Annotated in this window: 18 protein-coding genes; 9 read left to right on the forward strand and 9 right to left on the reverse strand. The window is 74.3% G+C overall.

The window, feature by feature from the left end:
- Positions 1 to 224: 224 nt before the first annotated feature.
- A complete protein-coding gene (locus ABZT03_RS17650; RefSeq protein WP_356040051.1) occupies positions 225 to 1844 on the reverse strand; it encodes an ABC transporter ATP-binding protein in 1620 nt (539 codons plus the stop codon).
- A gap of 37 nt (positions 1845 to 1881) precedes the next feature.
- Positions 1882 to 2076 (reverse strand): hypothetical protein, encoded by a 195-nt coding sequence (locus tag ABZT03_RS17655; protein ID WP_037742059.1) that lies wholly within the window; start codon positions 2074 to 2076, stop codon positions 1882 to 1884.
- Positions 2077 to 2334: 258 nt separating this feature from the next.
- On the opposite strand from ABZT03_RS17655, the gene ABZT03_RS17660 reads away from it, so the two are divergent.
- The 5 genes from ABZT03_RS17660 to ABZT03_RS17680 all read left to right on the forward strand — a co-directional run bounded on the left by ABZT03_RS17660 (position 2335) and on the right by ABZT03_RS17680 (position 7764).
- Positions 2335 to 2727: an ankyrin repeat domain-containing protein gene (locus ABZT03_RS17660; protein ID WP_356040055.1), complete on the forward strand. Its 393-nt coding sequence runs from the start codon at positions 2335 to 2337 to the stop codon at positions 2725 to 2727.
- 301 nt (positions 2728 to 3028) lie between these two features.
- Positions 3029 to 4447: a HEAT repeat domain-containing protein gene (locus ABZT03_RS17665; protein WP_356040058.1), complete on the forward strand. Its 1419-nt coding sequence runs from the start codon at positions 3029 to 3031 to the stop codon at positions 4445 to 4447.
- Between the two features lie 139 nt (positions 4448 to 4586).
- On the forward strand, positions 4587 to 5714 hold the full coding sequence (locus ABZT03_RS17670; RefSeq protein ID WP_356040061.1) for a glycosyltransferase family 1 protein: 1128 nt from the start codon (positions 4587 to 4589) through the stop codon (positions 5712 to 5714).
- Complete coding sequence (locus tag ABZT03_RS17675; protein WP_356040064.1) at positions 5711 to 6874, forward strand: glycosyltransferase; 1164 nt, start codon at positions 5711 to 5713, stop codon at positions 6872 to 6874. Before ABZT03_RS17670 ends, ABZT03_RS17675 begins: the two co-directional genes overlap by 4 nt.
- Positions 6871 to 7764 carry an SGNH/GDSL hydrolase family protein gene (locus ABZT03_RS17680; RefSeq protein ID WP_356040066.1) on the forward strand — a complete coding sequence of 298 codons (894 nt, stop codon included), beginning with the start codon at positions 6871 to 6873 and terminating at the stop codon, positions 7762 to 7764. Before ABZT03_RS17675 ends, ABZT03_RS17680 begins: the two co-directional genes overlap by 4 nt.
- Positions 7765 to 8043: 279 nt before the next feature.
- Here the strand turns inward: ABZT03_RS17680 and ABZT03_RS17685 are convergent, their stop codons facing one another.
- From ABZT03_RS17685 to ABZT03_RS17705, 5 genes are read right to left on the reverse strand one after another with little or no spacing between them, the layout of a single operon-like run.
- Positions 8044 to 8913: a biotin-dependent carboxyltransferase family protein gene (locus tag ABZT03_RS17685; RefSeq protein WP_356040069.1), complete on the reverse strand. Its 870-nt coding sequence runs from the start codon at positions 8911 to 8913 to the stop codon at positions 8044 to 8046.
- Positions 8913 to 9527 carry a 5-oxoprolinase subunit PxpB gene (pxpB, locus tag ABZT03_RS17690; RefSeq protein WP_356040072.1) on the reverse strand — a complete coding sequence of 205 codons (615 nt, stop codon included), beginning with the start codon at positions 9525 to 9527 and terminating at the stop codon, positions 8913 to 8915. The genes ABZT03_RS17685 and pxpB overlap by 1 nt, the downstream gene beginning before the upstream one ends.
- Positions 9524 to 10282 carry a 5-oxoprolinase subunit PxpA gene (locus ABZT03_RS17695; protein WP_356040075.1) on the reverse strand — a complete coding sequence of 253 codons (759 nt, stop codon included), beginning with the start codon at positions 10280 to 10282 and terminating at the stop codon, positions 9524 to 9526. The genes pxpB and ABZT03_RS17695 overlap by 4 nt, the downstream gene beginning before the upstream one ends.
- A gap of 18 nt (positions 10283 to 10300) precedes the next feature.
- Positions 10301 to 11131, reverse strand: a complete 831-nt coding sequence (locus ABZT03_RS17700) for a putative hydro-lyase (RefSeq protein WP_356040169.1) — start codon at positions 11129 to 11131, stop codon at positions 10301 to 10303.
- A 35-nt stretch (positions 11132 to 11166) separates the two neighbouring features.
- Positions 11167 to 12489 (reverse strand): MFS transporter, encoded by a 1323-nt coding sequence (locus tag ABZT03_RS17705; RefSeq protein WP_356040078.1) that lies wholly within the window; start codon positions 12487 to 12489, stop codon positions 11167 to 11169.
- Positions 12490 to 12661: 172 nt separating this feature from the next.
- Here ABZT03_RS17705 and ABZT03_RS17710 point away from each other — a divergent pair, with 172 nt between their 5' ends.
- The 4 genes from ABZT03_RS17710 (at position 12662) to ABZT03_RS17725 (ending at position 21673) form a co-directional block, all read left to right on the forward strand.
- Positions 12662 to 13357, forward strand: a complete 696-nt coding sequence (locus ABZT03_RS17710; protein ID WP_356040080.1) for a GntR family transcriptional regulator — start codon at positions 12662 to 12664, stop codon at positions 13355 to 13357.
- A gap of 787 nt (positions 13358 to 14144) precedes the next feature.
- Positions 14145 to 15671, forward strand: a complete 1527-nt coding sequence (locus tag ABZT03_RS17715; protein WP_356040083.1) for a hypothetical protein — start codon at positions 14145 to 14147, stop codon at positions 15669 to 15671.
- Positions 15672 to 16053: 382 nt separating this feature from the next.
- Entirely contained in the window at positions 16054 to 16935 is an 882-nt protein-coding gene (locus ABZT03_RS17720) for a hypothetical protein (RefSeq protein ID WP_356040086.1), read from the forward strand.
- Between the two features lie 52 nt (positions 16936 to 16987).
- On the forward strand, positions 16988 to 21673 hold the full coding sequence (locus ABZT03_RS17725; RefSeq protein ID WP_356040089.1) for a hypothetical protein: 4686 nt from the start codon (positions 16988 to 16990) through the stop codon (positions 21671 to 21673).
- Here the strand turns inward: ABZT03_RS17725 and ABZT03_RS17730 are convergent, their stop codons facing one another.
- Positions 21674 to 23224 carry a GMC family oxidoreductase N-terminal domain-containing protein gene (locus ABZT03_RS17730; protein ID WP_356040092.1) on the reverse strand — a complete coding sequence of 517 codons (1551 nt, stop codon included), beginning with the start codon at positions 23222 to 23224 and terminating at the stop codon, positions 21674 to 21676.
- 16 nt (positions 23225 to 23240) lie between these two features.
- A complete protein-coding gene (locus ABZT03_RS17735; RefSeq protein WP_356040094.1) occupies positions 23241 to 24809 on the reverse strand; it encodes an amino acid permease in 1569 nt (522 codons plus the stop codon).
- Positions 24810 to 24820 lie beyond the last annotated feature (11 nt).

Below are 24820 nucleotides of genomic sequence, written 5' to 3' on the forward strand. Positions count from 1 at the left end.
TCGCTGGACGGGGACGGCGGCCCGGGGTGCGATCGCCGGACGGTCGTGGCGCCTGCGGTTGTCGTGCGGGCGGGGTTGCCCGGTGGGCCCGCGGGGCGGGGTGGCCCGGTGGGGCGGGCGAGGCAGAGGTGAGTTGCCCGGTGGGGCGTGCGGGGTGGGGTGGGTGGCCCGCTGGGGCGCGTGCGGGGGCGGGGCGCCGAGGCTGCCGCCCCGCCCTCGGGGGGCTACGCGGGTTCCGCGACCGCGGCGTCCGTCGCCACGGCGTCCGCCGGGACCTCTTCCGGTCCGGACTCCGGCTGCGGCGCCTGTTCGACCAGGTGTCCCCCGTCCGCCGGGGTCGTGCGGGGCGGGAGGAGCGCCAGGACCGCCTGCCGGTCGGAGTCGCTCGTCGCCTCGTCGTACGGGTCGGGGGTCGCCGGCACCTGGAGACGGTGGACCGGGCCCGTGCCCAGCCGGGCGTAGCCGCGGCCGGGCGGGACGTGCGGGACCGGGGTCGTGGGCGGGGACACGCCCAGGACCGCCTCCACCTGCTCCGCCGTGGCGGGGCCGAGGACCACCCGCGCGCGCGTGTGCTGCCGTACGGCGTCGCTCAGGGCGTCGGCGCTGTCGAACTGTTCGGCCACGACGACCGTCACGTTCGTCGCGCGGCCGTGGCGCAGGGGGATCTGGAGCAGGGACTGCGGGTCGTTGCGGCCGCCGGTCGAGGCCAGGTGGGTGAAGGCGCTCGGCCGGTCGAGGAGGATCCACAGGGGCCGCTTGGTGTCCTCCGGCGGCGGGTGGCCCGCCTGCCGGGCGCGGTTCGCGGCGATGAGCCGGCGCTCCGTCTCGTGGGCGGCCCACTCCAGGCTCGCCAGCGCGCCGGACAGCCCGCACTCGACGGCCAGGACGGCGTCCCGGCCGGTCAGGCAGGCGTACTCGCCGCTGCCGCCGCCCTCGACGATGACCACGTCGCCGTACCGCAGGGCCTGCAGGGCGACGGAGCGCAGCAGGGTCGAGGTGCCGCTGCCGGGCTGGCCCATGACCAGCAGGTGGGGTTCGGTGGAGCGGATGCCCGTGCGCCACACGACGGGCGGGACGTCGCGCTGCTCCTCGCCGTGGGTGAGCGGGAGCGTGCGCCGGACCTCCGTGGGATCGGTGAAACCGAGGACCGTCTCGCCGGGTGCGGTGACGAAGCGCTGGGCGGCGATGTCGGTGGGCAGCGGAGGCAGGACGGTGACGGTGAGCTCGTTGGCCTCCTCGTCCCACGCGAAGTGGTATTCGCGGCCGCGGCCCGACTTGGCGTGCAGCAACTGCTCGATCCGGGCGCGGGACTCCGCCTCGCCGTCGGTGAAGTACGCCGGGTAGCGGATCTCCAAACGGGTGATGCGGCCCGAGTCGTCGAACTCGTGGACGGGGAAGACGTCCTCCCATCCGCCGCCGTGGGCGTACAGGGGGGCCGGGTCCTCGGCGGCCGAGAAGTAGGGGACGAGGGCGTCGTACAGCGACTGGAGGCGCTGGATCTGCGTCTCGTCCGGTCCCTCGGGCTTCGACGGCTCGCGGTCGCGGCCGTGCCAGGCCGCCGCCGCCATCAGGGTGATGGCGGCGAGCAGCGGACCGTACGGCGCGAGGGCCACGACCAGGACCACGGAGGCCACCAGGAAGAGCAGTGGCCCCCGCCTGTCCTTGGGTGTGTCGGCCCATCTGCGCCGTCCGGCGGATGCCAGTCGGCGCAGACCCCGGGTGACCGTGATCAGCGGGTGCAGGACGTCGGTGGCGCTGTCCGCCGCCGTCCGGGCCAGCTCCCGGCTCCGGGCGATCTGCGCGCTGCCTGTGCTCAGGATGCGGGGAAGGGGGCGCCGGGCCACAGCTGTCTCCTGACGGTACGTACGGACGGTGGGGGCGTCAGAACTTGATTCCGCCGAGGAGGCTCGCCAGGCTCTCGCCGCCGGCCTTGATGCTCGGCGCGATGGCGGTGCTCGCCAGGTAGAACCCGAACAGGGCCGAGACCATGGCGTGCGAGGCCTTCAGGCCGTCCTTGCGGAAGAAGAGGAAGACGATGATGCCGAGCAGGACGACACCTGAGATGGACAGGATCATTTGCGTTCTCCTGGTTCGCGGGGACAGTCACCATGAGTACTTCCAGGATCACAGGATGTATCCATACGATAAAAGGTGCAAGTGGGTGAATTACGGCTGATTTCACTCGGGTGGCAGAGCCCTGGTACCCCTGTGACCAGGGCCGTTGCGGTGGACGGGGCCCCGTGATCCTTGCCGGGGACATGTCCGGCCATGTACGCCGGAAGCCAGTACGCTGGCGCTTCACCCGAACGGTTGTGACGAGAGGCGGTCCGGCTGATGACCCAAGCCCCCGACCCCGAGGTCGTGGAGCTCGCGACCAAGATCTTCGACCTGGCCCGTCAGGGACGGACGGAGGCGCTCGTGGCGTACGTCGACGCGGGCGTGCCGGCCGACCTCACCAACGACCGCGGGGACAGCCTCGTGATGCTCGCCGCCTACCACGGCCACGCCGAGGCGGTGCGCGCCCTCCTCGCCCGGGGCGCCGACGCCGACCGGATCAACGACCGCGGCCAGACCCCGCTCGCGGGAGCCGTCTTCAAGGGTGAGACCGAGGTCATCAAGGCCCTGATCGAGGCCGGCGCCGACCCGGCCGCGGGCACCCCCTCGGCCGTCGACACGGCCCGCATGTTCGCGAAGGCGGACCTGCTCGAACTGTTCGGTGTGAGCTGACCCGGCCGTCCTGACCAGGGAAAACTCAAGAAACGGGGGAGGCGGTGTCCAGCCGCCGAAATTTCGGTCGCGGCGGGACGAACTGCCGAGTCATCATGACCTCGTGATTCACGGACGCGATGGCCGGGCAGGTGACGCCGCACCGCGCGGACCGTGACGCGGCCCGCATGGGCCACCGACGAGAGGCAGAGGAAAATGGTCTACAGCAAGCAGGAAACGGCGGGCGCCCCGACGTGTTGTCACGCGGCCAGGTAATGCACGTCCCCCGGTTGCGTCGACGCTTGATGTGAGGCTGTTTCCCATGTTCGATCCGGTCATAGCGCCCAGCGGAACGCTGCTCGGCCTGCTTCAGCGGGGCCGCGGCGACGGCACCCTGCACGCGCTCACCGCACCGCGAGCCGAGGCGCTCGCGGCCCTGAACCACTGCGTGCTGCTCGACCCGCGCCACGACTGGCAGGTGGAGAACCGCTCCCTGTATTACGCCCGTCTCTACCTCGACCTGAACGGCGAACTCGACGAGATCGAGGCGCACCTCTTCGACGTCGAGGACACCTTCGACACCGAGGAGTCACGCACCGGACTCGCCCTCGCCGTCCTGGGCCACCTCGCCTCGTACGGCAGGCTCGACGCTCTCGCGCTGCTGCGCAGATACGCCGCCTCCGGCTCCAACTGGGCCTGGGCCCTGGACGAGCTCGCCCTGCGCGACGACGACGCCGGCCTGCGCGCCCTGGCGGCCCCCGTCCTGGCGCGCTTCGCGACCGACGCCGAGGGCGAGGCGGAACTCGCCGCCGCCGTACGCGACGCCTTCGAACCCCGGCCCTGGCGGCTGTGGGCGGAGGATCCGCGCGAATCCGTCGCCGGCCGGGTGCGAGCCGCCCACGAGGCCGGCTGCTTCGACCGCTGGCAACGCCAGATGCGCCCCGCCGGCCCACGCCCCGGATGGAGCGTGCAGGCCGTCTTCGAGTGGGCCCAGCAGGGCATCGAACGCGGCGCCGCGCTCCACGTCCCGGCCGCCCGCTGCCTCTCGGCCGTCGCCGGCCCCGAGGACCGCCCCGCGATCGTCCGCGCCGCCGAGGAGGGCACCGACGGCGCCCGCTGCACCGCCCTGCGCTACCTCGCCGACACCGACGACCCCGACGCCCTCCGCCTGATCGAGCGCGCCGCGACCACCGGCTCCGCCCTCGTCGTGGAGGCCGCCGTCGACGCCTTCGAACGGATGCGCAGCGTCGCCGGCGTCGATCGCGCCCGGGGCTGGGCCCGGCGGCCCGACCCGCTCGGCGCCGCCGCCGGCCGGATGCTCGCCTGCCGGGGCGGAGCGCAGGACAGCGACCTGGTCCTCGCCGCACTCCGGGAGGCCGTACGGGGCGAGGGGCCCGACGCGCCCACGCTGTGGACCCTCGTCGACGGCGCCGGACGGCTCGGCATCGCCTGCGCCGCCCCCGTCCTGCGGCACGTCTACCGGGAGACCGCGTCCTCCCATCTGCGCGGCCGCGCCGCCCGCGCGCTGGCCGCCACCGACCCGTCCTACGCCACCGGATTCGCCGTCGAGTGTCTCTGGGACTGCGAGGAGACGACCCGCGAGATCGCCGCCCGGCACGCCGAGACCGGTGACGCCCGGGTCGTGGAGCGCCTGCGCAGGCTCGCCGCCGACCCCGCCGAGGAGGCCGAGGTCCAGACGGCCGTACGCAGCCGGATCGGCCCCGACGCACCCGCCGTGTGAACGGGACATGACCCCCGGGGCAGGCGGGCGTGGACGCGACCCGACCTGCCCGGGTGCGCAGCGCAACGCTCATGGACCGTTCCTCGCCCGGACAGATCCACGTTGACGCGGCCACGTCCAGCCCGGCGACAACACGGGTATGCGTGTCGTCATCGTGACCGAGTCCTTTCCCCCCGACGTGAACGGCGTGGCCCACTGCGCGCTCCAGACCGCCCGACACCTCGTGGACCGCGGTCACCTTCCCCTCGTCGTCGCACCGGCCACCGCCGCCGGCAGCGGGCCCGACGCCTCGGCGCCGTGTCCGGTCGTCCGTGTCCCCTCCCTACCGCTCCCGGGCTACCCCCAGGTCCGCGTCGCCCTCCCCAGCCGACGCGTCGCCGCGGCCATCACCGAACACCGCGCCGAACTCGTCCACCTGGCCGGCCCGTTCGTCCTCGGCGTCCGCGGCATGGCGGCCGCCGCCCGGCTCGGCGTTCCCGCCGTGGCCGTCTACCAGACCGACCTCGCCGGTTACGCCCGCACGTACGTGGGCGCCGGTGAGGCGGCCGCCTGGCGGCGCATACGCTCCGTCCACGCGGCCGCCGACCTGACGCTCGCCCCGTCCGGCCCGGCCCTGCTCGACCTGCGGGCACACGGCGTGCCCCGGGTACGGCTGTGGGCGCGGGGTGTGGACACCGCCCGCTTCCGCCCCGAACTGCGCGACAGCGCACTGCGCCGGGAACTCGCCCCCGGCGGTGAGCTGATCGTCGGCTATGTCGGTCGCCTGGCACCCGAGAAGCAGATCGAACTGCTGGCCGGCGCCTGCGGCCTGCCCGGCGTACGGGTCGTCGTCGTGGGCGACGGGCCGAGCCGGGCGAGCCTGGACCAGGCCTTGCCCGGCGCGGTCTTCCTGGGCCGGCGCACCGGCGACGATCTCGCCCGGATCTTCGCCTCCCTGGACGTCTTCGTGCACACCGGCCCCTTCGAGACCTTCTGCCAGACCGTGCAGGAGGCCATGGCGAGCGGCGTGCCCGTCGTCGCGCCCGCCGCGGGCGGACCGCTGGACCTGGTCGCCCACGGCCGCACCGGGCTGCTGGTCCCGCCGCGCGACGCCGGCGCCGTACGGGACGCCGTCGCCGCCCTGGGCGCCGACCCGGCGCTGCGGGCCGCCTTCGGCACCGCCGCGCGCGGGGCCGTCGAGGGACGCACCTGGGCGGCCGTCGGCGACCAGCTCATCGGCCACTACGGCGACGTGCTCGCCTCGCGCGGGACGGTGGTGGCGGCATGACCGGGCTGCGGATCGTACGGCTGGCGAACTTCGTCGCGCCCTCCTCCGGCGGACTGCGCACCGCGCTGCGCGAGCTGGGCAAGGGCTTCAGGGCGGCGGGACACGAGCCGGTGCTCGTCGTGCCCGGCGAGCGGGCCGGTGACCGGGAGACCGAACAGGGCCGGGTCATCACCCTGCCGGGCCCGCTGCTGCCCGGTACCGGCGGCTACCGCGTCCTCACCGACAGACGGCGGCTCGCCGCGCTCCTGGAGGAACTCGCGCCCGACCGCCTGGAGGTCTCCGACCGGACGACCTTGCGGTGGACCGGCAAGTGGGCGCGGCGGGCGCGCGTCCCGGCCGTGATGGTCTCCCACGAGACGGCCGACGGCGTCCTGCGCACCTGGGGCCTGTCGGAGAACCTCTCCCGGCGTGCGGCCGACGCCCTCAACGTCCGTACGGCCCACACCTACGCGCGCGTGGTGTGCACCACCGAGTTCGCCGAGCGGGAGTTCGTGCGCATCGGGGCCCGCAACGTCGTTCGGGCCCCCCTGGGCGTCGACCTCGTGGAGCGGCACCCGGACCTGCGCGACCCGGGGCTGCGTGCCCGGCACGCGCGCGGGGGCGAGGCACTGCTCGTGATGTGCTCCCGGCTGTCGGTCGAGAAGCGGCCCGGCACCGCGCTGGACACGCTGGAGGCGCTGCTGCGACGCGGCCGACGCGCGGTGCTGGTGGTCGCCGGGGACGGGCCGCTGCGCGCGCGGCTCGAACAGCGGGCGCGCGAGCGCGGGCTGCCGGTCACCTTCCTCGGCCACGTCGGCGACCGCGCGCTGCTCGGCGCGCTCCAGGCGTCCGCCGACGTGTGTCTGGCGCCGGGACCCGCCGAGACGTTCGGGCTCGCCGCGCTGGAGGCGATGGCCTGCGCCACGCCCGTGGTGGCGAGCGCCTCGTCCGCGCTGTCGGAGGTCATCGGCTCCGCCGGAGCCACGGCCGCCGACCACGGTGCCGCCTTCGCGGACGCCGTGGAGGAACTGCTGGCGCTTCCGGAGGAGGCCCGGCGCGAGGCCGCACGCGCGCGGGCGGAGTGCTTCGGATGGCGTACGTCGGTCGGGGCGTTCCTCGCCGCGCACGACGCGGTGGTGCCGGGCGCCACCCGTACGTTCCTGCCCGAGGGTGTCGGATGAGACCGCGGCGTTTCGTCGCCCTCGGTGACTCGCTCACCGAGGGCGTGGGCGACCCCGTCGGAGACGGGTGGCGCGGCTGGGCCGCGCTGCTCGCGGACGGGCTCGCCGCGACGCCGGACGAGGGCGCGGCACCCGGGCCGGACGGGGGGATCGGACGGGTCGTCGTGTTCACCAACCTCGCGGTGAGCGGCGCCCAGACGCCTGACGTGCTGGAACGGCAGCTGCCCGCCGCGCTCGCCCTGAGCCCGGACGTCGTGTCGGTGATCATCGGCGTCAACGACACCCTCCGCTGCACCTTCGACATCCGTGCCGTCGCCGCCCGCCTCGACACCGTGTACGCCGCCTGTGCCGACCTCGGCGCGGTCCTGCTCACGGCGTGTCTGCCCGACCCGGGCGGGACGCTGGGTCTGCCCGGCGCGCTGGCCCGCCCACTGGCCCGGCGGCAGCAGGCGGTCAACGCGGTCGTCCACGCCCTGTCCGACCGCCACGGGGCGGTCCACCTGCACGCCTCCGAGGGCGCGTGGATCACCGACCGCGCGATGTGGAGCGCGGACCGGCTGCATCCGGGGGAGCGGGGGCACCGGCAACTGGCGGTCCGCTTTCACGCGTTGCTGGCCCGGGAGAGCGTCGCGACCGGGCCGGCGCCCTCCCCGGAGCCGGAGTTCCCGGCGCCCACCCGGTCCGCGAGCCTGTGGTGGCTGGCCACCGCGGGCACGGGCTGGGTGGCCCGGCGGTGCACCGACCTGCTGCCCCAGCTCCTGACGCTCGCCGCGGACGAACTGCGCCACCGCGCGCGCGGCACGAGCGCCCGGCTCGACCTCCGCGCCTCCGCCGCGGTCTCCGCGGCCCTCACGGCCCTGACGGCGACGGAACGGGCCGACGTGGCATAAGGGGCGTTGAGAGGTGCAGAGGTGTCGGGTGGCTTCTGTCGCACGGATGAGGGCGATCACCGGGGTCCGCCGGTGATCGGGCGGTCATGCGGTTGGCCGTCGCGGTGGGTCGGCTGCCGGGTTCAGCGGCGGTGGGCGGTGACGAAGCGCACCGGGGTGCCGGGGGCGGCCTGGGCGGTGGCTGGGAGGTCGGTGGCGCGGACGACGGCGATGACCGGGGCGGCCGCCGGTGGTGGGGTGGTCGCGCGGTTGGCCGTCGCGGTGGGTCGGCTGCCGGGTTCAGCGGCGGTGGACGCTGACGAAGCGCACCGGGGTGCCGGGGGCGGCCTGGGCGGTGGCTGGGAGGTCGGTGGCGCGGACGACGGCGATGACCGGGTAGCCACCGGTCGTCGGGTGGTCGGCCAGGAAGACGACCGGCCGGCCGTCGGGCGGTACCTGTACGGCGCCCAGCACCATGCCCTCGCTGGGCAGTTCACCGGACCGGGCCCGCTCCAGGGCGGGCCCCTCCGTGCGCAGACCGATGCGGTTGCTCGCGGAGGACACGCGGTACGCGCGGGTGGTGAAGGTCCGTAGGGCCTGTGGCGTGAACCAGTCCTCGCGCGGGCCCGGTGTGACATGCAGGACGAGCTCCGCCGGGGGGCGCGGCTGCGGGGCCACGTCCACGCGCGCGTGGAGGCCGGTCTCGGGCCCCAGCGGCAGGACCGCGCCGTCCGCCAGCGGGGGCGGCCCCAGGCCGGAGAGGAGGTCCGTGGAGCGGCTGCCGAGCACCGGCTCGACGGCGATGCCGCCGGACACCGCGACATAGCCGCGTACTCCGGCGAGGGCCGGCCCGACCTCGAGAAGCGCCCCGCCGGGTACGAGCACCGGTGCGCCCCAGGGGGCCGGACGGCCGTTCACGGTCACCCGGCAGGGCGCCCCGCCGACCGCCGCGGTGACCGTGCAACGGGGGCGCAGGGCGCACCCGTCGAGTGTGGTCTCCAGGACGGCCGCCTCGGGCGGATTGCCGGCCAGCCGGTTCACCAGCGCGGCCGTGAGCGGGTCCAGCGCCCCGGAGCGTGGCACCCCGAGGTGGGCGTGTCCGGGACGCCCGCGGTCCTGCACGGTGGTCAGCGCCCCGGCCCGTACGACGGCGAGCGCGCGGTCGGTCATCAGGACCCCACCGGGACGAACCGGACACGCGTGCCCGGCGACAGCAGCGCGGCCGGCACGCGCGCGGTGTCCCACAGCACGACGTCGGTGGTGCCGATCAGCTGCCAGCCGCCCGGCGACGCGCGCGGGTACACGCCGGTGTAGGGGCCCGCCAAGGCCACCGACCCGGCCGGTACGGCCGTGCGCGGGGTGGAACGGCGCGGCACGTCGTAGCGCGGGGGCAGTCCGGTGAGGTACCCGAAGCCGGGGGCGAAACCGCAGAAGGCGACGTGGAACTCGGTGTCCGCGTGGATGCGGACCGCCTCCCGCTCGGACACACCCCAGTGCGCGGCGACGTCGGCCAGGTCGGGGCCGTCGTAGCGGACCGGGACCTCCACGACCCGCCGCGCGCGCGGGGGAGCGGGGGGCACTGTGGATGCGGTCAGTTCGGACGCCACACGGTCCGGGTCGCCGACGCCGTCCAGGAGGACCGTGCGGGCCGCCGGGACGATCTCCCGGGCGGTCAGCAGGCCCTCCGCGCGACGGCGCAGCAGCTCGGCGTGCAGCGCCTCGGCCTCGTCGCCCGAGGCCACCTCGACGAGCAGCGCGCTCTCACCCACCGGCAGCACCTTCACGCGAAGGCCTCCACTCGGACGCCCGACTCCTCCAGCCGCTCCCGGACCCGGCGGGCCAGTTCCACCGCGCCGGGCGTGTCCCCGTGCACGCACAGGGAACGCGCGCGGACCGGCACGCTCGCCCCCGTACGGGCGGCGACCACTCCGTCGCGGGCCAGTCCCAGCGAGCGCCGCACCACGGTCTGCGGGTCGCTGATGACGGCGCCGTCCTCGCCACGCGGGACGAGGGTGCCCTCCGCGGTGTACGCGCGGTCGGCGAACGCCTCCGGGACTGCCGGCAGACCCGCCTTCCCGGCCAGCTCCAGCAGCCGCGAGCCGGGCAGCCCCAGCACCGGCAGCGTGGCGTCGGCGAGGAGCACACCGTCGACGACCGCGCCGGCCTGCTCGGCGTCGTGCACGGCGCGGTTGTAGAGCGCGCCGTGCGGTTTGACGTAGGACACGCGGGTGCCCGCCGCCCGCGCGAAGACCTGGAGGGCGCCGATCTGGTAGGCCACCTCGGCCGCCAGCTCGGCGGACGGCACGTCCATCGCGCGGCGGCCGAAGCCCGCCAGGTCCCGGTAGGAGACCTGGGCGCCGATCCGGACCCCCCGCTCGGCCGCCCGCTCGCACACCCGGCGCATGGTCACCGGGTCCCCGGCGTGGAATCCGCAGGCCACGTTGGCGCTGGTGACGACGGACAGCAGGCCCTCGTCGTCGGTCAGCCGCCAGCGGCCGAAGCCCTCGCCGAGGTCCGCGTTGAGATCGATCGGGGTCATGGTTCCAGTGTCTCCTGCTCAGGCGACGCGGTACTGCTCGTCGCGGGCGTCGGTGAGGAACATCTGCCCGGGGGCGTGGGTGATGGCGAACGGCGGACGCGAGGCCATCACCGCGGCCTGCGGGGTCACCCCGCAGGCCCAGAACACCGGGATGTCGTCCGGCTCGGACTCCACCGGGTCGCCGAAGTCGGGGCGCCCGAGGTCGTGGATGCCCAGAGCCGAGGGGTCGCCGCAGTGCACGGGGCTGCCGTGCACCGCCGGAAGCAGGCTGCTCTCCCGGATGGCGGCCGCCAGGTGCTGCGGCGGCACCGGCCGCATGGACACCACCATGGGGCCGTGCAGCCGCCCCGCCGGGCGGCACTGACGGCCGGTCACGTACATCGGGACGTTGCGGCCCTGCTCGATGTGCCGGATCGGGACGCCCGCCCCGGTCAGCGCCCATTCGAAGGTGAAGCTGCAGCCGATCAGGAACGACACCAGGTCGTCGCGCCAGTGCGCGCGCACGTCGGTCGGCTCCTCCACCAGCTCGCCGTTCTCCCACACGCGGTAGCGCGGCAGATCGGTGCGCAGGTCGGCGCCGTCGGCCAGGACGGTCGTCGGGGAACCGGCGTCGGTGACGTCGAGCACCGGACAGGGCTTGGGGTTGCGCTGGCAGAACAGCAGCATGTCGTAGGCCCAGTCGGCGGGCACCGAGATCAGGTTGACCTGGGTGTGGCCCGCCGCGACCCCGGCGGTGGGGCCCGCCAGGCCCGCGCGGAAGCGGGTCCGGGCGTCCCTGGGGCTCCACGCGTGCGCGTGCGCGTCGACGAGGGTCAGGGGGCGGTCCCCGGCCGGGGACGGCGGCCGCACCCGAGGCGCGGTGACGGGACGGTCCTGGGTCGTGCTCACGTGAGTTCCTTCCCTGCGGTCTCCGGCAGGCCCAGCAGGGCCAGCGCGGCGATGGCGTAACCGATGGCGCCGAACACCAGCGCGCCGCCCACGCCCCAGCTGTCGGCGAGGAACCCCACCGTCGTGGGGAAGACGGCACCCACCGCGCGGCCGGTGTTGTAGGTGAAGCCCTGCCCGGTGCCGCGCACCGCGGTCGGGTACAGCTCGCTCAGATACGACCCGAAGCCGCTGAAGATCGCCGACATGCAGAACCCGAGCGGGAAGCCGAGCACGAGCAGCACGGTGTTGGCGCCGCTCGGGATGTTCGCGTACGCCAGGATGCAGACGGCCGACAGCAGCGCGAAGAGCCAGATGTTGCGCCTGCGCCCCAACCGGTCGGTGAGGTATCCGCCCGTCAGGTAGCCGAGGAAGGCGCCGGAGATCAGGAACGTGAGGTAGCCGCCGGTGCCGACGACCGACAGGTCACGCTCGGTCTTCAGGTACGTGGGCACCCAGGTGGCGAGGGTGTAGTAGCCGCCCTGGACGCCGGTGGAGAGCAACCCGGCGAAGACCGTCGTGCGCAGCAGGCCCGGCGCCTCCGGCGTGCCCGGACGGAAGATCGCCGCGAACGAGCCCTTCTCGGCGCTCTTCTCGCGGGCGGCGGCCGCCTGGGGCGCGTCGTGCACCCGGCGCCGCATCCAGATGACGAGCAGCGCGGGCAGCGCGCCGGTCCAGAACATCACCCGCCAGGCGAGGTCGGCGCCGAGGAAGGAGAAGACCAGTGTGTAGACCACGGCGGCCAGTGCCCAGCCCACGGCCCACGAACTCTGGACCGCGCCGAGGGTACGACCGCGGTGGCGGGCGCTCGCGTACTCGGCGACCAGGATCGCCCCGACCGCCCACTCGCCGCCGAAGCCCAGCCCCTGCAGGGCCCGGAACACCAGCAGCGTCTCGTAGTTGGGCGCGAAACCGCAGGCGACGGTGAACACCGCGTAGGTGACGACGGTGATCATCAGCGCCCGCACCCGGCCGACCCGGTCCGCGAACACGCCCGCGAGGGCGCCGCCGACCGCGGAGACCACCAGCGTGACGGTGGTGAAGAGACCGGTCTGGCCGCTGTCCAGGCCGAAGTACGAGGCCAGCGCCACCATGCTGAGCGGCAGCGTGAAGTAGTCGTAGGAGTCGAGGGCGTAGCCGCCGAAGGCGCCGGCGAAGGCCCGGCGGCCGCGCGGACCGAGGGCGCGCAGCCAGCCCAGCGCGCCGTCGTCGGTGTGGACGCCGGTCGCGTCGGCGGCGCCGGGGTCGGTGGTCAGGGCCTGTGGCGGAGGGGTCGTACTCATGGGGCACCTCGCAGAGGGAGGACGGAGAGTGCGTGGGACCGAGCCGTGCCGTGCGGGGAGGACCGGGCGCCGTGGGTGCGGAACGGCGCCGTGGCAACAAGGTAGAGGATCGTTGAACGATCCTTCAATACCCGTGTTGTTTCGTTCCTGTATCTGCGCTTGAATTCCGGGCATGGCAGAGCAGCTGACCGGACTGGCCGACGACCGTGCCCTGTTGGGCCGTACCAGCACCGCCGAACGGGTCGCGGACATCCTCAGAAGCCGTATCGCCGAGGGCTACTTCCCGCCCGGCACCCGGCTGTCGGAGGACAGCATCGGCGGCGCGCTCGGCGTCTCCCGCAACACCCTGCGCGAGGCGTTCCGGCTGCTCACGCACGAGAGGCTGCTGGTCCACGAGCTCAACCGGGGCGTCTTCGTCCGGGTTCTGAGCGTCGAGGACGTCGAGGACATCTACCGCACCCGCGGCCTCGTCGAGTGCGCCGTGGTGCGCGGGCTCGGAGAGCCGCCGTACGGCCTCGACGGCCTTGCCGACGCCGTCGCGGAGGGGCAGCGGGCGGCACGTGAAGGTGACTGGAAAGAGCTGGGCACGGCCAACATCCACTTCCACCGGGAGCTCGTCGCCCTCGCGGCGAGCGACCGCACCGACGAACTGATGCGCAGTGTCTTCGCCGAACTGCGCCTCGCCTTCCACGTGGTGGACGACCCGCGCCGACTGCACGAGCCCTATCTCGCACGCAACCAGCAGATCCTCACGGCACTCCAGGCGGGGGACAAGGACGAGGCCGAGCACCTGCTCGCCGTCTACCTCGCCGACTCCCTGGAACGCGTGGTCGAGGTCTACCGCCGCCGGGTCGGCGAGGAGAACTGACAGGACGACGCATGGCGTGGACGGGCGCGGGGGAGGGGCACGCCGCGAGGGGGGCGGGGAACTGCGCGACCGGCCACGGACGTGCTGCGGGCGACGGACGGCGCCATCGGGCGGGCTCGGCGGAGTGCTCGGCAGTGCCGTGAAGGGGGGCGGGGAACTGCGCGACCGGCCACGGATGTGCTGCGGGCGACGGACGGCACATCGGGGCCTGGGCGGCCGCAGTGCCGTGAAGGGGCGCGGGGAACTGCGCGACCGGCCACGGGCGTGCTGCGGGCGACGGACGGCGCCATCGGGCGGGCGGGCTCGGCGGAGTGCTCGGCAGTGCCGTGAAGGGGGGCGGGGAACTGCGCGACCGGCCACGGATGTGCTGCGGGCGACGGACGGCACATCGGGGCCTGGGCGGCCGCAGTGCCGTGAAGGGGCGCGGGGAACTGCGCGACCGGCCACGGGCGTGCTGCGGGCGACGGACGGCGCCATCGGGCGGGCGGGCTCGGCGGAGTGCTCGGCAGTGCCGTGAAGGGGCGCGGGGAACTGTGCGACCGGCCACGGATGTGCTGCGGGCGACGGACGGCACATCGGGGCCTGGGCGGCGGCAGTGCCGTGAAGGGGCGCGGGGAACTGCGCGACCGGCCACCGACGTGCCGCGGACGACGCACGGCGGACGACGCACGGCGGCAGGGGCGGCAAGCCGCTCGGCCGAGCCACCGCACCCCTGTGACCGGCGCCGCCCCGGAGGGCATCTGCGCCGTTTGGGTCGTTGTCAGACCGAGGACCTAGTCTGTGCACCGTGACTTCGCCTGCATCGACGGACAGCGTTCCGCCCCAGCTCAGCGCGGGGCCGCGCCCCGCACCGGGCCCGGCCGCCGACGAGGGACTGGCGCGGCGGCTGCGCGCGCTCGCCTGCACCGCGCCGCTGCACGACCTCGATGCCCGCAAGGCCAACCTCGCCGGTGAGTACTCCGTGTACGGCATGGCGGAGGTCGCCCTGTCCGCCATCGACCTGGTCACCCTGAACATGGACTTCGACACCGGAGCCGACCACGACCAGATCGTCGCCCGGCTCATCCCGCGCATCGCCGCCCAGGCCCCCCACCGGCCCGTGGCCGAGCACGAGCGCGTGGCCCGCTGGGTGCTGGAGAACCTGATCAACGTCGGCAGCGTGGACCGCGGATTCCGCGCCGTCTACGGCACGTTCGCGACGGACGGCACCTATGTGCGCCGCGACTACGACTTCAAGCTGATCGAGGAGGTGCCGGGCCCCGGCGGCACCGTGTACCTCCGTACCACCGACGAGGCGGTCAACGTCCTCGTGGGCGCCCTCGACACCGACGTCACCAGCGCCCAGATCGCCGCCGAGGTCAAGCTGGAGGTGCTGATCAGCCGCGGCCGCCTCGCCGACGCCCAGCTCGCCGCGGAACAGGCCCGCTACCGGACCGTGCAGTACTCCGAGACGCTGCGCCGGGCCCTGGACGCCACCCGGCGCAACGTGCGCGCGGTCGACTGGCTCAACTCGGTGCCCGACATGATCGCCGAGGCCCTCGACCACGTCGCCGACCGCTACCGCCACGAGAACGCCATCCTCACCAACATCCGCCGTGCCCGCGACGAGTCTGAGGACCCCGAGCAGAAGCGGCGCGCGGCCGAGCTCGTCGACATCGTCAAGGACTGCATCCGGCGTCACACCCAGCTCCAGTCCCGGCTGCTGGAGGCGGGCCCGCTGTTCCGCGCCGAGCAGGACCGGCAGGCGTTCGCCACCCCCCTGACCACTTCGGGGACCGACCTGTACGGCCATCTCCTCGCGCCCGTCCTGCCGCTGCCCCTGCGGGAGGCGGTCCGCGTCACCGACGCGTTCTTCGTGCACGGCACCGGCCTGCGGACCCCGGTCTCCGTGCGGGTCGGCGACCTCGTCGACATCCTCCTGACGCCTCCCGTCGAGCGGGAGCACCTCGGCGCGGAGATGCCCGAGCCGGACCTCGTCGCCACCCCGGACGACAGCCGGTTCAGCGAGGAGCAGCTGGCGGCGGCCACGGCGCTGCTCGACCTGCCGGCCGACGCCCCCCGCCGGCTGTCCGGGCTGCTGGCCGAGGCCCGTCGCCAGGACCCCGAACTGCCCTACCTCGTCGCCCTGCTGGCGGTGCACGCGGCCAGTCCGCCGGTGGGCACCGCCTACCGGCAGGGCGAGCGCAAACTGCTGTTCGCCGTGGACGACGGCACCGAGCTGGACGACCCGGAGTTCGGCGGCGCCGACCTCATCGTCGGCATGGCCCTGCTGGACGCGGCGGGAATGGCGGCGGACCGGACGGAGGCCGCCTGATGCGCCTGCCCCGGCCCCCGCACGCCTCCGGACCGATGTCCCCGCACCGCCACAAAACGCCTGCGGCGCCTCCCTGCGGAACGCTCGCGGCGGCCCGCCACGCAGCCGCCGCCGCGGCTCCCCGCAGGGCCGACGCAGACGCTCCCCACAAGGTAGGCGCGGGCGTCCCCCACAGAGCGGGCGTGGCTGCTCTCCACAGAGCGGGTGTGGCTGCTCTCCACAGAGCGGGCCCGGCCGCCCCCGCCCGCCCGGCCGCTCCCGCCCGTGCGGCGCTCGCCGCCCCCGCGGCCCCGTCGCGCAGACCCCGTGCCCATCCCCACCCCCGGGATCGTCGACAAGTCGTCCCGCCAGCCGTCCCCCACCACCCCGAGGAGTCCCCGTCGTGAGCGAGCACGTCGACCGGAGCGAGCCGGAGGCCGTCGCCGCGCAGGCGGGTGCCGCCGTCACCCCCGCCGACGCCGCCGACGCGGCGCGGCTCGTCGCCTTCGGTCTCCAGCCCAAGCTCCAGCCGGCGCGCGACCAGGAGTACCAGGACCTGCTGCGGCGCTACCGCGAGGAGGCGCCGTTCGCGCGCCTGGCCGACGCGGTGGCCGCCGGACTCGGCCTGGTCGTCCTGGAGGTGTCCCCGCGCGCGGGGATGGCGGTGACCGCGGCCGAGGACTCGGTGTTCGCCGTCCGCATGGGCGACTACGCGCGGCGCACGTCCGCCGACTCGGCCGACCGCTTCCTGCACGGGCTGGCACACCTCGCCGTAGCCGCCATGGCGTTCCCGCGCCCGGAGGACCTCGCCGACGACGGTTACATCGGGCGGGTCACCGTCAACGGCGTCGACGCGTTCGTGCGCCAGGCCTGCCGTCGGCTGGAGGAGCGCGCCGAGGCGGTGGGCGAGATCACCGACCCCGCCACCGACGCCCCCGGCCTGGAGGCCGCCTGGCGGATCTGGGCGAGACGCAGCGCCACCGGCGCCACCAAGGACGCGCGCCGCCTGGCCGGTTCGACGACCGGTATCGTCGGCAAGGCGGCCGTGTTCCTCACCGACTCGGGCTTCCTCCAGCGCACCGGCGACGAGAACGGCGGCACCTACCGCACGACAGCCCGCTACCAGCTCCAGGTGCGGGACATGGCCGGCACCGCCGCCATGGCCGAGCTCCTCGAACTGGGCGTCGTCCCGGTGACCGACGGCACGCCGACCCTGCTGCCCGCCGAGGAGAGCGACGACCTGGACCTGGTGGCCGACGCCGGGCTCCCGTTCCACTCCACCTGAGCCCCAGCCCCTCCCACGTCCCCGACCTGCCGAAGACTTACGAGAGTCCGCCATGTACGAGCTGTCCCGGGTCCGCCTCTACTCGATCGGTCCCGCCGGTGCGCGCTACGCCGACACCGTGCTTGACCTGCGGGGCGTGGGCGCGCCCGTGCCCGACCCCGCGCCCACCCAGGCGGAGTTCTTCGCGGACGAGCCCGTCGGCCCGCCCCTGCGGCCAGCGCCCGCCGGCGTGCTCTTCCTGGAGAACGGCGGCGGAAAGTCCGTCCTGCTCAAGCTGATCTTCTCCGTGATGCTGCCCGGCCACCGCAACACGCTCGGCGGCGCCAGCTCCGGAGTGCTGCGCAAGTTCCTGCTCGCCGACGACTGCGGGCACGTGGCGCTGGAGTGGCAGCACGTGCAGACCGGCGAGTGCGTCGTCGTCGGCAAGGCCAGCGAGTGGCGCGGGCGCCAGGTCTCGAGCGACCCGCGCAAGTTCGCCGAGGCCTGGTACTCCTTCCGCCCCGGTCCCGGACTGAGCCTCGACAACCTGCCGGTCGCCGAGTCCACCGCCGTACGGCCGCCCGTCGAGGGCCAGTCCGGCGCGCAGGGCCGCCGGCGCACCATGAAGGGCTTCAGGGACGCCATCACCGAGGCGGGCAAGGCGTACCCGCACCTGGAGGTCCACTGGGAGGACGTCCACGACCGGTGGATCGAGCACCTCGGCGACCTCGGCCTCGACCCCGAACTCTTCCGCTACCAGCGGGAGATGAACGCCGACGAGGGCGAGGCCGCCGGCCTCTTCGCGGTCAAGAAGGACTCCGACTTCACCGACCTGCTGCTGCGCGCCGTCACCGACACCCGCGACACCGACGGACTGGCCGACCTGGTCAGCGGGTTCGGCAACAAGCTGGGCCGGCGCGCCGAGCTGATCGCCGAACGGGACTTCACCGCCGGGTCGGTGGACCTGCTCGGCCGGATCGTCGAGGCCGCCGAGGCCCGCTCCCGCGCCCGCGAGATCCACACGGGGGCCGAACGCCGCACCCGGACCCTGGCCCGCCGGCTCTCCGCGCGGGGCACGCGGGAGCGCCTGCGGTCGGGCGACCTCGCCCAGCGGGTGACCGCCGCCGCGTACGCCGTGACGCACGCCGAGACAGGCCGCGCGCGCAGCGCCCTGATCGCCGCCGAACTCGCCTACCGGCACGCCTCTTTGGCGCTGGCCGGGGCCGAGAGGTCGGCCGCAGCGCTGAAGCGCGAACTCGCCGACGCGCGCACCCTGCACTCCGCCTGGCAGGCCGCCGAGGTGGTGCTGCGTCACCGCGCAGCCGCCGACCGCGTCGCCCGCGTGGCCGCCGCCATCCAGGAAGCCGAACGGGACGCGGCCCCCGCGCTCGCCGCGCGCTCCCGGGCCGCCGTGGATCTCGTACGCGCGCTGCACGCGGCCGCGGACAGCGCCGAGACCCTCGCCAACGAGGGCGAGGAGCGGTCCGCCGCGCTCCAGGAGGTCAGCGAGACCGCCCACCGGGACGCCACCTCCGCCGCCACGGAGGCGCAGCGCGCCCGCAGCGAGGCCGGACACCTGCGCCAGCGCCTCACCGAGGTCGAGCAGGAGACCGCCGAGGCCGTGCGGGCGGGCTGGCTCGACGACAGCGCGCCCGACGCCGACCCCGCGCGGGCCGCGCTCGCCGCCAGCGACGCCGAGAAGACCGCCGTGGCCGCCTGGGACACCGCGCGCGAGGCGTCGCGACGGACGTCCGAGCACGCCAGGGAGGCCGCCGCGACCGAGTCCCGCGCGGAGCTGACGGCGGCCCGCGCGGCGGACGCGGCGGCCGCCGCGGAGCGCTCCTACGACGCCGAGCGCCGCCTCGCCGAGGGCCTCGCGGCGGAGGAGCGCCTCGCGGAACTGCTGAGCCTGCCCGGCGCCTTCGCCGGCGCAGGGCGCGGCGCCGTGCCCGCACCGCGCGCGGGGGCCGACGGGCCCGCCGCCTCCCCGGGCGCCGGCGCGATCCCGCCCGCCCGGACAGAGAGCGGCTCACTCGGTCCCGAGGACCTGGACCGCTTCGCCGACGAACTGCGCGAACTGCTCGACGACTCCGTCGCCCGGGCCGAACGGCAGCTCTTCGAGCTGCGCACCGCCGCCGCCGACGACGCCCGCATCCTCAGCGCGCTCGGCGACGGCGGGCTGCTGCCGCCCGGCCCCGACGTGCTGGCCACCGTGGAGTTCCTCGGTGAACGCGGCATCCCCGCGCTGCCCGGCTGGCGCTATCTCGCACAGGCCGTCGACCCCGTCGACCACGCCCGCGTGCTGGCCGCCCGGCCGGAACTGGTCGACGGCGTGATCATCACCGACCCCGACACGCACGCGCGGGCGCGGGAGGCGCTGACCGACGCCGCGCTGCTGCCCCGCTCCGCCGTGGCGGTCGGCACCGCGGCCGCCCTGCTCGCCCCCACGCCCGGTCCCGACGCCCACGACGGCCGCCACGCCGACGTGTTCCTCGTACCGCCGAACCCGGCCATGCACGACGAGCACGCCGCCGACGAGGAACGGCAGGCACTGCGCGCGCGGGCCGGCGCCCGGGACGAGGAGATCCGGGCGCTGGCGGCCCGCCTCGGCAAGGACCGTGAGCTGGCGGCGCGCCTGTCGTCCTGGCGCACCGGCTGCCCCGCGGGCCGGCTCGTGGAACTCGCGCAGGCCGCCGGGGAGACCCGTGCGTTCGCCGAGGAGGCCGAGGCCGAGCTGGTCGAGGCACGAACCGTGCGGACCGAGGCCGACGAGGCGGCGGCCGAGGCCGCCCAGGTACGCGACGAACGCCAGGAGGCCGCGCAGAAGGCCCGGCGCGCCGCCGACGCCCTCGCCGGCCTCGCCTTCCGGCTGCGTGAACGGGCCGGCTGGCAGGTCAAACTGCGGGAACTGGCCGACGACGCCGCCGAGTCGGAGGCCCGCGCCCAGGCCTGTCTGGAGCGGGCCCGGGCCGCCGACGAGGACCGGCGGGCCGCCCAGCGCGCCGGCGACGACGCCCGCCGGACCGCCCGCGCCCTGCGCGCCGAACGCTCGGAGATCGCCGGCGCCCCCGACGACGTCCCCGAGGACGCGGAGGCTGCCGCGAAGTCGTCGCTGCCTGCCCTCCGCGAGGCCTACCGGGCCGCCTCCCAGGTGTACGAGAAGGTCGGCGTCGGCGCCGACCTGCGGGCCGAGCAGGCCCGGGCCGAGAGCGACGAGAGCGCGGCGCGCGCCGAACTCGACCGGCTCAGCAACAAGGTCCGCACCCGCGCCGGACAGCTCCTGGAGTCGACCGACGGCTCGGACGGACCGTCGCGGCAGGCCGCCGCGGCCCGAGCCGACGAACTGGTCCAGCTCCTGGAGACCCGGATGTCCGCCGCCAGCGAGCAGCTCGGCCGGCTGCGCGCCGAAGCCGAACGGCACGCCCCCGAGGACGGCGCGGCGCACACCGGGCTGCCGGAGGACATGCTCCCGCGCGACGCCGAACACGCCCAGGCCCTGCTGCGCACCGCGAGCACCGAACTCGCCTCCCGCACCGAGGCGTTGAGCGCTGCCAGGGAGACGCACGCGGAACTCCTCGACGCCCACCGCGCCGCCGAGGACGCCGCCGGCGGCTTCGACGAGATCGCCGCGATGCTCCGCGACCTGCTGCGCGAGCACACCGCCGAGGAGGAGCAGGAGGAGACCGAGCCCTACCCCGGCAGCCCCGAGGAGGCCCGGCAGGCCGCCGCAGAGACCCGCCGCTCCCTGCGCGGCTGCGCCGCCGACCTGTCCGCCGCCGAGTCCGCCGTGCGCGAGGCGAGCGACACCCTCGTCCGGCACGCCAACTCCACGCGCTACGAACAGGTCCGCACCCCCGCGCGACAGCAGATCCGCGAGCTGCCGGCGTCGGCGCTGCCCGAGCACGCCCGCAAGTGGGCCGACGCCTTCGCGCCCCGTCTCCGCGTCCTCACCGACGAGCTGGCCCAGCTGGAGCGCAACCGGGACTCGATCGTGGACCGGCTGCGGGGGCTGGTCGAGTCGGCCCTCGCCACCCTGCGCTCCGCCCAGCGGCTGTCCCGTCTGCCCGAGGGCCTCGGCGAGTGGTCCGGGCAGGAGTTCCTGCGCATCCGCTTCGAGGAGCCCGATCAGGCCGTCCTCACCGAGCGGCTCGGCGAAGTCATCGACGAGGCCACCCGGGCGGCCGTCAGGAAGAACTCCGACCTGCGGCGCGACGGCATGTCCCTGCTGCTGCGCGGGGTCGGCGCCGCCCTCATGCCCAAGGGCATCGCCGTGGAGATCCTCAAGCCGGACGCGGTGCTGCGCGCCGAGCGGGTCCCCGTCGGGCAGATGGGCGACGTGTTCTCGGGCGGGCAGCTGCTCACCGCGGCCATCGCCCTGTACTGCACGATGGCCGCCCTCCGCAGCAACGACCGGGGCCACGACAAGCACCGGCACGCCGGCACGCTGTTCCTCGACAACCCCATCGGGCGCGCCAACGCCACCTACCTGCTGGAGCTCCAGCGGGCCGTGTCCGACGCGCTCGGCGTGCAACTCCTCTACACCACCGGCCTGTTCGACACGACGGCGCTCGCCGAGTTCCCGCTCGTCATCCGGCTGCGCAACGACGCCGACCTGCGGGCCGGGCTGAAGTACATCAGCGTGGAGGAACACCTCCGGCCGGGACTGCCCCAGCAGGTCCCGGCCGGAGAGGGCGAAGCGGTGCACAGCGAGATCACGGCGACACGGATGTTCAGGCGGCCCGCGGCGACCACGACCTGATCAGGCGTCCTCCTTCAGCAGGTCCGCGCACTTCTCGCCGATCATCATCGTCGTGATGCACGGGTTGACGGCGACGAGGTCCGGCATCACCGAGCCGTCCGCGACCCGCAGCCCCTCGACCCCCTTGACCCGCAGCCGCGCGTCGAGCGGGGCCGAGGTGTCGTCGTCGGCGCCCATCCTCACGGTGCAGGACGGGTGGTAGACGGTGTTGTGGGTCTTGTGGATGTAGTCGAGGAGTTCGTCGTCGGTGCGCACGTCCGGCCCCGGGGCCAGTTCGGCGCCCGCCCAGCCGCTCAGCGCCGGCTGCGAGGCGATCTCGCGGGCCAGCCTCAGCCCGAAGGTCATCACCCGTACGTCGTGTTCGTGCGTGAAGTACCGCGGGTCGACCATCGGCTTGTCCCGGTAGTCCCGGGTGCGCAGCCGGACCGTCCCACGGGACTTGGCGCCCGTCACGTTCGGCGTGAGGCAGAACGCGTTCTCGGAGGTGGGGTAACCGTGCCGGGCGGTGTTCATGTCGAAGGGCACCGAGCCGTAGTGGAACATCAGGTCGGGCCGGTCCAGGCCCGGTTCGGTGTCGTAGAAGATGCCCGCCTCCCACCACTGGCTGGAGGTGGTGGTCATGGGCTGCGCGGCGTCCCACATGATGACGCCCTCGGGGTGGTCCTGGAGGTTCTCGCCGACGCCCGCCGAGTCGACCACGACCTCGACGCCGGTCTCGCGCAGGTGCGCGGCCGGTCCGATGCCGGAGAGCATCAGCAGTTTCGGTGAGTCGATCGCGCCGCAGGACACGACGACCTCACGCCGGGCCCGTACGGTCCGGGTGTGGATCAGGTCCGGGTCCAGGTACTCGGCGCCCACGCAGCGCCGGCCGTCGAGCACGAGCCTCTTGGCCCGCACCCCCGTCCGTACCTCCAGGTTCGGCCGCTTGCCGAGGACCGGGTGCAGGTACGCCACCGAGGACGACTGGCGGATGTTGTTCTCGTCGGAGTTGATCTGGAACCAGTTGGCCCCGCGCACCACCGTCCGGCCCGTGTTGAAGGGCGTGGTCGGGATGCCGGCCTGCGCGCACGCCTCCAGCAGGGCCGTGCCGCACGGGTCGTCGCTCTTGAGCGTGCGCAGCTTCACCGGCCCGGTGCGGCCGTGGTGGTCGCCGGGAGCGTCGTTGTTCTCCAGCCGCCGGTACAGCGGGAAGAGGTCGGCGGCGCTCCAGCCCGTACAACCGGACGCGGCCCAGCCGTCGAGGTCCTCGGCCGGTGCCCAGAAGGCGATGCAGGAGTTGTGCGAGGAACAGCCGCCCAGCACGCGGGCGCGGGCGTGCCGCATGAAGCTGTTGCCGCTGGCCTGCGGCTCGACCGGGTAGTCCCAGTCGTAGCCGGACTCCAGCAGGCCCATCCAGCGCTCCAGTTTGAGCACGTCGTCGTCACCGACGTCGCTCGGGCCCGCCTCCAGCACGCACACCGTGACGGACGGGTCCTCCGAGAGTCTGGCCGCGACGACGTTGCCGGCGGTGCCCCCGCCGACCACGACATAGTCGAACTCATCGATGTCCATGAGCTGTTGACCTCCTTCAGTCGGTCGCCGGGGCGCCCAGCGGCGCGGGCGGCGCGGCCGGGTCGTCCAGCCGGTGCTCGGCGAGTACGCCGGTCCTGTGCCGCTGCACGAACCAGTAGTAGGCGAAGCCGCCGCCGGCGATCACCGCGACGAACAGGACCGCGCCCCACCGCAGGTACCAGTGGAACGGGGCAGCCGCGTTGTAGACCTCGGCGCGCGGCCAGATCAGGTTGACCGTCATCGCCGCGCCCCACACCACGGCAACGAGGTTGACGAGCAGCCCCCAGCGGCCCAGCGAGAACTTGCCGTCGCCCGCGGGCTGCCACTTCCCGCGCAGCCGGGCCACCAGCATCGGTCCGGTGACGCCGAGGTAGGCGAGGTAGATCATGATGATGCCGATGCTGGTGACGACGGTGAAGATCTGCGGCTGGCGGATGTTGACGACGAGGATCGCCACGGCGAGGACACCGATGATCACCGCGGGCAGCACCGGGGTCTTGAAGCGCGGGCTGACCTTCGCCATCAGCGAGGACGCCGGCAGGTTGTTGTCACGGGACATCGCGAAGGCGAGCCGGATCGCCGCCGTGTGCACGGCCAGCGCGCAGACGGTCACCGCGATCAGCACGCACCACAGCATCGCCTTGCCGGCCGTCGGACCGAGCACGTCGAGCACGATGAACTGCAGGCCGTCCGTGGACAGTTTGTCGCCCTTCAGGCTGGAGACGCTCATCAGCGCGAGCAGCAGCACCAGTCCGCCGAGGATGAACGAGGCGACGATGGCGCGGATAATCGCGCGCGGCGCGTTCCGGGACGGGTCCAGGGACTCCTCGCCCAGCGAGGCGGCCGTGTCGAAGCCGTACATGACGTACGCGGAGGCCAGTGAGGCGACCATGAACGCCCCCAGGTAGCCTGCCGAGTGCGCGGTTCCGGTGCCCTGGGTGTCGGTGACGACCTGCGGTCCCCGCGTGATGTGGACGGCGAACAGCACGATGAGGACGACGGTGGCGACCAGCTCGATGAGCACGCCCGCACTGTTGATGGTGGCCATCAGCTTGACGCCGAAGGCGTTCACCAGGGTCGTGAACAGGATCAGCACGGTCGCGAGGACGACCGCGTTCGTCGCCACGTCGTACTTGCCGGTGCCGTCCCCGACGAACTGGAACGCGGACGAGATCTGCGGAAGCGTCAGCTGGTAGGCGAGGGCGACGGCCGAGATCGACACGATCGAGGCGATCAGCATCATCCAGCCGGCGAGCCAGCCCAGGTGCGGATTGCCCACTTTCTTCGACCAGTTGTAGACCGACCCCGCCACGGGATAGCGGGCGGCCAGCTCGGCGAAGCACAGGGCGACCATGAACTGGCCGACGAAGACCATCGGCCACGACCACCAGTAGGCGGGGCCGCCGCTGCCGTAGCCGAAGTAGAAGAGCTGGAAGGTGCCGGTCAGGATGGAGATGTAGCTGATCCCGGCGGCGAAGGTGTGGAAGTTGCCGAGGGTGCGCTTGAGTTCGGGTCTGTAGCCGAACTCGGCGAGTTCGGCGTCGTCGTGGCCGTGCTCGGACGGTGGTTGTTCCGTTGTCGTCATGAGCGGACTCC

Source organism: Streptomyces sp. NPDC005574, from assembly GCF_040605435.1.
Lineage (GTDB): Bacteria > Actinomycetota > Actinomycetes > Streptomycetales > Streptomycetaceae > Streptomyces.

Coding starts and splice junctions, on each gene's coding strand:
- ABZT03_RS17655 (WP_037742059.1), bottom strand. CDS start 2,076: ATGATCCTGTCCATCTCAGGTGTCGTCCTGCTCGGCATCATCGTCTTC.
- ABZT03_RS17660 (WP_356040055.1), top strand. CDS start 2,335: ATGACCCAAGCCCCCGACCCCGAGGTCGTGGAGCTCGCGACCAAGATC.
- ABZT03_RS17665 (WP_356040058.1), top strand. CDS start 3,029: ATGTTCGATCCGGTCATAGCGCCCAGCGGAACGCTGCTCGGCCTGCTT.
- ABZT03_RS17670 (WP_356040061.1), top strand. CDS start 4,587: ATGCGTGTCGTCATCGTGACCGAGTCCTTTCCCCCCGACGTGAACGGC.
- ABZT03_RS17675 (WP_356040064.1), top strand. CDS start 5,711: ATGACCGGGCTGCGGATCGTACGGCTGGCGAACTTCGTCGCGCCCTCC.
- ABZT03_RS17680 (WP_356040066.1), top strand. CDS start 6,871: ATGAGACCGCGGCGTTTCGTCGCCCTCGGTGACTCGCTCACCGAGGGC.
- ABZT03_RS17685 (WP_356040069.1), bottom strand. CDS start 8,913: ATGACCGACCGCGCGCTCGCCGTCGTACGGGCCGGGGCGCTGACCACC.
- ABZT03_RS17695 (WP_356040075.1), bottom strand. CDS start 10,282: ATGACCCCGATCGATCTCAACGCGGACCTCGGCGAGGGCTTCGGCCGC.
- ABZT03_RS17705 (WP_356040078.1), bottom strand. CDS start 12,489: ATGAGTACGACCCCTCCGCCACAGGCCCTGACCACCGACCCCGGCGCC.
- ABZT03_RS17710 (WP_356040080.1), top strand. CDS start 12,662: ATGGCAGAGCAGCTGACCGGACTGGCCGACGACCGTGCCCTGTTGGGC.
- ABZT03_RS17725 (WP_356040089.1), top strand. CDS start 16,988: ATGTACGAGCTGTCCCGGGTCCGCCTCTACTCGATCGGTCCCGCCGGT.
- ABZT03_RS17730 (WP_356040092.1), bottom strand. CDS start 23,224: ATGGACATCGATGAGTTCGACTATGTCGTGGTCGGCGGGGGCACCGCC.
- ABZT03_RS17735 (WP_356040094.1), bottom strand. CDS start 24,809: ATGACGACAACGGAACAACCACCGTCCGAGCACGGCCACGACGACGCC.